The organism is Flavobacterium sp. (genome assembly GCF_035456225.1).
Classification (GTDB): domain Bacteria; phylum Bacteroidota; class Bacteroidia; order Flavobacteriales; family Flavobacteriaceae; genus Flavobacterium.
This window is the reverse complement of sequence record NZ_DATIDM010000055.1, coordinates 18,910-29,564: the sequence shown is the minus strand read 5'-3', so window position 1 is coordinate 29,564 and position 10,655 is coordinate 18,910. Positions and strand designations below refer to the sequence as shown.

General features: G+C 36.5%; 6 protein-coding genes. 2 read left to right on the top strand and 4 right to left on the bottom strand.

Going from position 1 to position 10,655, the window contains the following annotated elements:
• Positions 1 to 2,280: putative LPS assembly protein LptD (locus VLB74_RS03280; protein ID WP_325202033.1), on the top strand; the 2,280-nt coding region annotated here is incomplete at its 5' end.
• A 131-nt stretch (positions 2,281 to 2,411) separates the two neighbouring features.
• Positions 2,412 to 2,792 (top strand): RidA family protein, encoded by a 381-nt coding sequence (locus VLB74_RS03275; protein WP_325202032.1) that lies wholly within the window; start codon positions 2,412 to 2,414, stop codon positions 2,790 to 2,792.
• 148 nt (positions 2,793 to 2,940) lie between these two features.
• Here VLB74_RS03275 and VLB74_RS03270 read toward each other — a convergent pair whose 3' ends face one another.
• From VLB74_RS03270 to VLB74_RS03255, 4 genes are all read right to left on the bottom strand, one after another.
• A complete protein-coding gene (locus VLB74_RS03270) occupies positions 2,941 to 3,795 on the bottom strand; it encodes a BadF/BadG/BcrA/BcrD ATPase family protein (RefSeq protein WP_325202031.1) in 855 nt (284 codons plus the stop codon).
• Positions 3,796 to 3,853: 58 nt separating this feature from the next.
• Entirely contained in the window at positions 3,854 to 4,855 is a 1,002-nt protein-coding gene (gap, locus tag VLB74_RS03265; RefSeq protein WP_325202030.1) for a type I glyceraldehyde-3-phosphate dehydrogenase, read from the bottom strand.
• A gap of 82 nt (positions 4,856 to 4,937) precedes the next feature.
• Positions 4,938 to 5,924, bottom strand: coding sequence for a 6-phosphofructokinase (gene pfkA, locus VLB74_RS03260; RefSeq protein WP_325202029.1), 987 nt, complete (start codon positions 5,922 to 5,924; stop codon positions 4,938 to 4,940).
• Positions 5,925 to 6,054: 130 nt separating this feature from the next.
• Entirely contained in the window at positions 6,055 to 10,455 is a 4,401-nt protein-coding gene (locus VLB74_RS03255; RefSeq protein WP_325202028.1) for a translocation/assembly module TamB domain-containing protein, read from the bottom strand.
• Positions 10,456 to 10,655 lie beyond the last annotated feature (200 nt).

The window sequence follows — 10,655 nt, the reverse complement described above, 5'->3', positions numbered from 1 at the left end:
TACACACAAAACCCTATTTTCAAACAGGGAGATAATGTTCTAGAACCTGATTCCATCCGCTTTAATACGAAAACCAAAAAAGCATTGGTTTGGAATTCGAGGACACAACAAGGAGAATTTAGAGTAAAAGGTGAAATAAGCAAAAGGGAAAACGATTCTGTTTACTTCATGAGAAATGCCCGATTTACAACTTCTGAAAACATAGACGACCCTGAATATTACTTCCTTGCCCGTAAGATAAAATTTGTTCCCAGGAAAAAAGTGGTTACCGGCTTTACCAATATGGTTATTGCCGATGTCCCTACTCCCCTCGCCTTGCCTTTTGCATATTTCCCAATGAGTGAAAAATCGGTATCCGGATTTATTGTTCCGACTTTCGGAGACACTCAACAGAAAGGTTATTATTTTCAAAACGGTGGGTACTACTTTGCCTTAAGTGAATATTATGATTTATCCGTCTTGGGGGATTATTACACCAACGGAAGTTATGCATTCCGGGCAGAAAGCAGTTATGCAAAAAGATATAAATTTAACGGAAGGGTAAACCTTCGATTTGAAAACCAAATCAACAGCGAAAAAGGATTTCCTGATTATTCAAAATCAAGACAATACAATATCCAATGGTCTCACAGCCAGGACACAAAAGCCAGTCCGACTTCGAAATTTTCCGCTTCGGTCAATCTTGGTAGTAGTCAATACTTCCGTCAATCATACAATCAATCAAATATCGGTTCATCATTAAATAATAACTTGAGCTCGTCCATTTCGTATTCGAAAACATTCCAGACAGTTCCACAGGTTTTCTTTTCTACAGCCGCTACACATTCCCAAAACACCAATACGGAGCAAATAGACATGACATTGCCAACAATTCTTGTCAACGTTGACCGTATCTACCCTTTTGTTCCCAAAGACGGAATCAAGAAAGGAGCCTTAAAGAATATCAATTTTCTTTACAATTTCAAAGGTGAAAACAAAATCAAAACGACCGATTCACTTTTCTTTAAATCAGAAATGTTCGATAGTGCTAAAAACGGAATGCAGCATTCCATCCCGATAAGTACAAACTTTAAGGTTTTTAAATACTTCAGTGTTAATGCAAGTACAACCTATAACGAATATTGGTATTTCGAAACGATTAGAAAAGATTACAACGCCGAAACCGACGAAGTAGTAACTACAGCTGTCAATGGTTTTGACGCTTACAGAACCTATAATTTCTCAACTACGTTGACAACCAGAATCTTCGGAACATTTAAATTTGGTGATGATAAAAAAATTCAGGCTATACGACATCAATTGGTACCCTCTGTCGGATATGATTATTTACCGAGCTTTGAGCAGTACTATGATAGTTATCCAATAGATGCCACCGGCACTACTTATGCCGAATACAGCCGTTTTGAACAAGGAATTTACGGTGCGCCTTCTAAAACTGTAAACAACAGAATAAGAATGGCTGTAAACAATTCCTTTGAGGCTAAAGTACGCGACAAAGACGAAACTAAGACGGAACCCAAAAAAGTGATGTTGCTTAGCAATTTAAACTTTTCTACTGCTTATAACATTGCTGCAGATTCTTTACGCTGGTCGCAAATGTCGGTATCCGGAGGAACACAATTTTTTGACAATAAGTTAAATCTTAACTTCGGAACTACTTTGGATCCTTATGCGATTGATAATTCCGGCAGACGAATTGACAAATTCAATATTGACAATGGCGGTAGTCTTTTCAGAATGACTTCGGCCAACCTAACAATGAATTATGCGATTTCCAGTGCCGATGCAAGTTTAAAAGGGGATGCTTCACAACAAACCGTATTAAATGGTGGTCGCGAAGATAATTTATTTGGTCGCGGAACAGATTTGAGTGATCAGCGACAAAGCCTTTTCAAAAAAGAAGACGATAAAAACAAGGAGAAAGAAGATTCTGAATTTTACACATTAAAAATTCCCTGGAACTTAACCATGGCTTATTCCCTAACCTATTCCAATATGAATCGTGAAAACGAGATAGTCGGAAACTCTTTAATGTTGGCCGGTGACATTAGCTTAACCCCAAGATGGAAAATGGGATTCTCTTCAGGGTATGATTTTGTTCAAAAAGGAGTTACTTTTACTCAATTGCGATTTGAAAGAGACTTATTAAGCTGGAGGATGAGTTTTAACTGGGTGCCAATTGAGCCGTATACAAACTGGGGCTTTTTCATAGGAATCAAGTCGTCTGTTTTAAGCGATATCAAATACGACAAACGTAATTTACCTGACAGAAGTTTATAATTAATTGAGGAGAGAGTAAGAAAGAGATAAGAGATAAGAGATAAGAGACAAGAATCAAGAATCAAGAGAATGACTTAAAAAGTTGAGTGCGGGTTACTGCACAAAAACTGAAATCAAAGTTTAGATAAAATATGAAAAAAATAATTTTTACAGAAAAAGCGCCTGCTCCAATAGGCCCGTATAACCAAGCTGTTTTGATTGGGAATATGCTTTATACTTCAGGGCAGATCGCAATCAATCCGGCTAACGATGAATTGGTTTTAGAAAACATCGAATCAGAAACCAAACAGGTTATGGAAAACATGAAAGCTGTGTTAGAAGCTGCTGAAATGACTTTTGAGAACGTGATAAAGGCTTCTATTTTTATCAGTGACATGAACGATTTCTCAAGAATCAACGCTGTTTACGGAAGTTATTTCGACGAGAAGACTGCTCCGGCAAGAGAAACTGTTCAGGTGGCTTGTCTTCCAAAAAATGTCAATGTTGAAATCTCAATGATTGCAATAAAATAATATTCAAAAGATATTTTTCGCGTTTCCTGATAGATATTGGGCGAGACAATATAAAAATCAAAACACCCTTATGAAACTAGATTTAGTTGCATAAGGGTGTTTCATTTTGCAAGGACCTGGAGAATCAGAAATGGTATTTCTTCCGTTCTTATTGTTGAGGAACCGAATGATAATTTATTAATCCGTCAATAGGTTTTCTATATACGTTTCCTAATTTCATTCCGTTTTTAGACAAAATAATTTCGAGTTCATTTTTTAAATAATAAGCAATCGAACCGATAAAATGTACCGGAACTTCCTTGCAGTTTTCATATTGTTTGATATAAAAATCAACAAAATTCTGCATATCATTCAGTATTATTTTCTGAAAGAAATCATCATCTTTGTGCTGAATCAGAAACTTGGCAAATGTAGCCAGATAAGCGTTCGGATTAGGCATTTTGTATAAATTGTGTTTAATGACATCGGCATCCAGATCGTATTCTTTTTCGAAAATTTCGGCTAAAGCTTTTGGCATCGTATTAAAATAATACGCGCGAATCAGATGACGGCCGAATTGGTTTCCACTGCAATCATCCATTGCCAGATAACCTAAAGACTGTACTTTCTGATGCAATTCTGTTCCGTCGTAATAACTACAGTTGGAACCTGTTCCTAAAATACATACGATAGCCTTCTCACCTCTTGGTGTTGTAGCAAACACCGCTGCATAGGTGTCTTCCTTAACCTCCACATACGCATTCGAAAAATATTCCTGAAGAATTTCAGTTAGATGATTTTTCATTCTGTCAGTTCCACAACCGGCTCCGTAAAAATAAAGTTCTTTTACTATTGATGCATTTTGAGCAATGTCGAATCGGTTATTGATTCGATTGATCACTTCTTCTTTTGTAAGAACTTCGGGATTTAAGCCTAATGTACTTGTGGTAAATTGAATATCGCCATTATCGTCTAAAGCAATCCAATCTGCTTTTGTGGAACCACTGTCTACTACTAATTTCATATGTGTTATCTATAAAAAATCCCGCTTAACAACGGGATTCAGTAAAAATACTATTTTTTTACAAGTTGGCAATATGTGCCGACAGATCTAACAATTTTGAAGAATATCCGTATTCGTTATCATACCATGCAACAATTTTATAAAACGTTGAATTCAAACCTATTCCAGCATTGGCATCTACAATACAAGTACGCGAATCCGAAATAAAATCCTGCGACACAACGGCATCGTCTGTAAAGCCCATAATTCCGTTCATGGAAGTTTCGGATGCATTTTTCACCACATTCATGATTTCGTCATATGAAGTAGCTTTTTTTAGTTTAACCGTCAAATCGACTACCGAAACATCTGCGACCGGTACACGCATTGACATCCCTGTTAATTTGCCCTCTAAAGCCGGTATTACCTTGGTAACCGCTTTGGCTGCCCCGGTTGAAGCGGGAATTATATTCACCAATGCTGATCTTCCGCCTCTGAAATCTCTTCTGGATGGTCCGTCAACCGTTAACTGTGTTCCTGTTGTGGAGTGAATTGTTGTCATTAACCCTTCCACAATTTCAAAATTATCGTGTAAAACTTTAGCCAATGGCGCTAAACAATTTGTAGTACATGATGCATTCGAAACGATTACATCTGAAGATTTTGCTTTATCGTGATTCACACCCATTACGAATGTCGGTGCATCATTTGAAGGCGCTGAAATTACAACTTTTTTAGCACCTCCCTTGATATGATCATATGCCGTTTCGACTGTAGTAAAAAGGCCGGTACATTCAGCAACTACATCTACACCAACTTCGTCCCATTTTAAAAGAGACGGATTTTTTTCGGTTGTTACACGTATATTTCTGTCGTTTACAAATAATAGTCCGTCTTTAACTTCGACTTTCCCTTTAAATCTGCCGTGAACTGAATCATATTTTAACAAATAGGCCAGATGTTCGACAGTCAACAAATCGTTAATGGCCACAACTTCTATATTATCTCTATTAATGGATTCACGGAGCACAACACGTCCAATCCTTCCAAAACCGTTAATTCCTAATTTTATTTTCGTCATATTACAATTTTCTTATGGCTGCTGCTGGGTTTTCCAGATTACAATAGCCTCTTTTTGATTAATCTTAATTTTATACTTCTGATTAGGTTGACATTATATCTGAAACTCTCAATAATTCCTGATCTATTTTAGATTTCCCTTTTACCGCCTGTTCCAAGGGAGTCAGTTCTATGCTATCACTCTGAATTCCGACCATGAAATTTGTTTTTCCTTCCAATAATGATTCTACCGCTTTTACTCCCAATCGGGATGCAAGGACTCTGTCAAAACAGGAAGGGGAGCCACCTCGCTGCATATGCCCGAGAACGGAAACGCGGACCTCATATTCCGGTAAATTCTCTTCAACATAATCCTTTAATTCAAATACGTTTTTCCCGATTTTATCGCCTTCGGAAACAACAACGATACTTGATGATTTTCCGGAAACTTTACTTCTTTTAAGAGATTCCAGTAAACGTTCCAGACCTAAATTTTCTTCGGGAATCAGAATTTCTTCAGCACCGGCACCAATACCGGCGTTTAAAGCTATGTGACCTGCATCACGTCCCATAACTTCTACAAAAAACAAGCGATTGTGTGAATTGGCTGTATCACGAATCTTATCAATGGCTTCAACAACCGTGTTTAGTGCGGTATCGTAACCAAGCGTATATTTTGTTCCGTAAATATCATTGTCGATTGTTCCGGGGATTCCCATTATCGGAAAACCGAATTCATTGTTAAAAACCAATCCTCCGGTAAAACTTCCGTCGCCACCAATAATAACTAAAGCATCAATATTGTTTTTCTTAAGATTGTGATAGGCTCGCTGTCGTCCTTCCTCTGTCATGAAATCCATTGATCTGGCTGACTTTAAGATTGTCCCGCCTTTATTGACAATGTTTTTAACCGCTCTGGGGCCCATTTCCATTATATCGCCTTCAATCATGCCTTGAAACCCGCGATAAATCCCCATACATTCAACTTTATGAAATGCACAGGTTCTTACCACAGACCGTATGGCGGCATTCATACCGGGGGCGTCACCACCCGAAGTCAGCACTCCTATTCTTTTAATACTTACAGACATTACAAAATTTGTTTTTAATAAATTTAGTAAATAAAACATATGATTCCCTAAAGAATAACCAGTTTCTTGTTAAAAAAAGGTTTTTCTATAAATCATACGATTATAAATCCGGGTAAATTGTTACAGAAAACTACTCTATTTCAGGGACTTTTTGTGATTCTTTTTCAGGCTCGGCAGCCTTTTTATTTTTTTTGCTTTCAATCCATTGAATGAATTCAGGCGTTAAATCAGAATCGGGAATCTGGTCTGCCGGGTTTTGGTTTTTATCTACTTTATCTTTTTTAGAGAATACTTTTCGCCAAAGTTCTCCCATATTATTGAAATCAATCTGATAAGACAAACCTATCCCTTGTGTATATCCGACCCCTTCTCCTATATAATTAATATCATTTTCACGGTTAAACACTCGGGCTTTCAAACTACCGTCTTTGTTTAACAGCATTTGCAATTCTACGTTACCTACAATGGCCGATTCTTCAGTTCCGCCGACAGGTACACCAAGTTTCCCGTTAATGGTGATGCGTTCGTTGATTTGAGTCGACATGGTAACACCAACCTTACTTTGCGTTTGCAGCATTGGATCCTTATCACTCTGAACATAATTTAGTCCGACTTTGAATTTATCATCATCTCCGGTCATCAAATCATTAACCACCGTACTTGCTTTCTCAAACAGTGTCCCTGTAACAGAACTTGTGGCATTTTCAGGCGAAAGGAATCCTCCTCCCGACAACAATGCAATAGCCTGTGTCTGACGGATATCTTTATCACTAAGCTTATAATCGATCTCCGATTTCAAAACCGAACTTACCGTTGGGAATTCAATTCTGAAATCAGGTTCGGGATTGCTTAAATTTCCGTTAACTGAAATCACCACTTCTGTTGGAACTTTTTTATTAAACGAAGCATTATCCAGAATTACTGCAGGATTTGCTTCGGTTTTATATACAGCTTCAAGGTCTAAAACAGCATTTAGCGGATCTCCATACCAGCGAATAGTACTGAATTTCTTAACCTGGAATTTCTTATCAACCAAACCGCCATATTTGTAGTTGTATGTACCATCATAAACCTGATAATCCCCATTCATTACGAATTTTCCTGCCGTATTGATTTCCATATTTATAGAACCTTCCCCCCTTCCTTTCATGGCATGTCCAGTTGCCCGATCCAAAATAATTTCAATTTCCGCATTTTGATTAATATCCAGATTAAAATCCATTTCAAATCCTTTGGATTTATTTTCAACTGCAGTAATTCCCTTTTCTTTATTCCTTTTTTCTTGTTCTGTGATAAAAACGATAAAAGAATAACTGCCCGAGCCTTGCGAATCGTTTAGAGGGATTTTTATCGAAGTTCCTTTATTGGATTTGGCATCAACTTTAAGCACCAAAGCATTTGTCGGACCTTTAATGCTTGCTTTACCATCAATGAAAGCTACACCGTAATAAGGCGCGTCTTCACTGTCTTTAGTATCCAATACTAGCATGTTTTCCGATTTAATATCCAAATCCACACTCCAGTCAGCCAATTTATTATGACGTACGCTACCATCTAATATTCCGGATGTATTGTATTTCGTATCGGTGAGTTCAATATGACGGAAAAGAAACTCATGCTCTGTAACATCAACTACCGCATTAGGTTCCATATTAAAATCAACACCTAAATAAGGTACTTTCATTCCGGCCTCATTGAGGTAAAGTCGTCCGTCAATTTCAGGGTTGTTGACTGTCCCGACAATTGCTGCCTGACCCGACGCAAATCCTCTTACATCCGAAAAAATACTTCCTAACAATGGCCCGAAAGCTCCAATATTGAATCTGGAAAAACCGGTATCCAGTGATAACATACTCTGACCGGACACAATTTCAACATTTCCTCTCAAATAGAAATTCTCAACATCATTGTTTTTTATAGAGGAATTAACATTAAACTTCCGGAACGAATTATCGCCTGTTACCTGTAAATCCAGATTACCTAAATCGTAATTGTTAATTTTCAGGGAATCAACGGTAATGGATGAGATTGGTTGATAAACATCCTTATCCTGCTTCACATTAACATGACCGTTTAAATTACCGTTAAAAGACAGGTTGGTGAGTGCCGGAGTGACTTTGGCCAAATCTACATTATCGAATGTAAGCTGAATATCTTTATGATCTTTTCCTTCCAGCATACCCGACAATTCCATTTTCTGACCATTGTGTGTCAATGCTATTTTCTCAATTGAAAAATCAGTAAGTTTTTTATTGAAAACGACTTTATTATCATTCGTATTATTTTCATTTAAAAACCACAGGTAATTTTTAAAATTCACTTCCGATTTTTTAAATCCAACTACCGATTTGTTGTCCTGATCAATCGTGTGATATAAATTCAGATTATAAAAATCCTGATTCTTATCCCCACCTTTAAATTCAGAACGTACAAACATTGTATCGTTCATGGTTACATTAATCAAACTAAAATCTGAAACCTTATAATTTTTGGTTTTGATACTGTCCAACTCAATGAAAGCATTATAAAGCGGATTTTTATTATCGATGTTAATTCGGATATTATCGAAACTGTTTTTGTAAGCCACTACATTCGGAGAGGAAAAATTCATCTTAAAATTCCCTTCATCTGCATTGATTTTTCCTTTCAGAACAGTGTTTTCAGCCAAAGTAATATTAGGATCAAATACTTCAATGATCTTATTATTGATGATAAAATCAAAATCTAAAAACTGACCGGGTTTCAGTTTATATGGTGAATAGTTCGCATACAGACTTCCTAGCGCGTTTTCAACAATTTTCGGAACCTGATTTACTTTAAAATTCCCAATTACTTTTCCATTAATAATATCAGGAGAATTGATCGTAATCGTTCTTACGCGTTGTTCATCAAAAGTAGATTGGACGTGAAAATCTTCAAAATAGTATGTATCTTTTCTGTTTTGATAGGAAGCATTGGCAACTTCAAGTAATCCTTCGATATCGTCAACTGTATTTCCTTTGGCTTTAAAGCTTAACTGTCCTTTGAAAATCGCAATGGAATCATTCTTTCTGAAATTCAGCAAATGCAAATCCGCATAATCGATGTTCGCCTGAAAGTCATAATTTTTAACCTTCGAACTTAAATCGATCAAACCTTTGAAATCCATTCTCAAATTCGGATCATTACTATTGAAATACCCTTTAAAATAAGGCATTTTCATTGTTCCGTCTAAAGTGACATTCTGGTAAGTATAGCCATTATATCTGAATTGGTGAATATTTCCCTTTACGGAAGTATTAAGATGTTTTTGATCGAAGCCTTTTCCGTCTACATTTAAATCTAAAGTGGCGCGCTCAATATCTTTACGGCCTGTCAGCGGACCTAAATCGAAATTGTTTAACGACACATAACCTTTATAACTCGCATTATTGATATTATCGATATTGGTCATGGAAAGTTTTGATTCCACTTTTCCAAGGGCGGAAAGCACCAGGATGTCAGCATCGATAGTTCTTTTTGTTAATTTCACATCACCTATTAAATCGATGTTGCCGAGTTTTTTAAGAACTGGCGGAAGTTTTTTTCCTAAAACCCTGGGTAAAATCCCTTTAAGATTGTCATAATTCGCACTTACCCTGTCAAAATTACCATTCATATAAAACTCGCTCTTCTTATTAAAAAGGTTTTTAAAGTTTACTTTCCCGATAATTTCAGTTTTGTTTCGATCCAACAAACGTAAATCGTTCAATACAAAATCATTCAATGTTCCTGTAAGATGTGTATTGAGGTAAAAACGCTGATTTTTCCCGAATTCGTTGTAGAAAAAATTCAGTTCATTTGAAGATACCGAAGCTTTTTCCATTTTGACATCGAAAACAACTTTATTGTTAAAGTCGGAAAAATCTTTTGGCTTGTACTTCATGACAACATCGCCGATAAAAGTAGATTCGTCTGTTTTCAAATCCATTTTTTTCAAAATGATGTTTTTCTTGGTATAGGTAAAATCGGCAGCAAGATTTTCAACAATCAACCCACGCTTTTCTTTCAATGCCAATTTATTTATGTTCGCAGTGATATTTGGTCCTTTGATGAAAAAATCCTCAAATTCTCCATTCAGGTTTGTAAATTCAACCGGTTTGGGATTTTTCAGGTTTTCATCAATTAAACGAAATCGGCTGTTCGTCAGATATAAATCATTCACCCGCAATCTGAATTTTCCGGAACCCGGTTTTCCATCGTCAAAAGCTTCAACAAACAAATCTATGTTTGCTTTCTTTTCACCTTTGTATTTTTTCAGTTTGAAATTCAGTCCGTCAATTTTGGCTTCACCAAAAAACAAACGGGAATTTTTCAACTCTTTAAAACTTAAGATGTTGGATTGCAATCGATTGACATAAAAAAGCGTGTCTTTGTGATGATCCGAAATCAGTATGCCTTTGAGCTTTACACTTCCGAAAACCGAAATGGCAACTTTTTCAATTTTAATGTCGGTACCAAAATCATGGTTGATTCTCTCCGTTACCTTTGCGGCAATTTCAGTCTGTACCACCGGTAAAGAAAGCGCTATACCAAGCAGCAATAATAATAGGATAATTCCTAAAATTATTCGAAATGCTATTTTTTTAAATTTTTTGATACCCGAATTTGTTTTAAATTTGTCGAACCGACTGGTAAAATTACGTTTTTAGCACCCAATCGCAAGCATTTTTAACTGCAAATGAAACCTAAATTCAAAGATAATACAGTCGA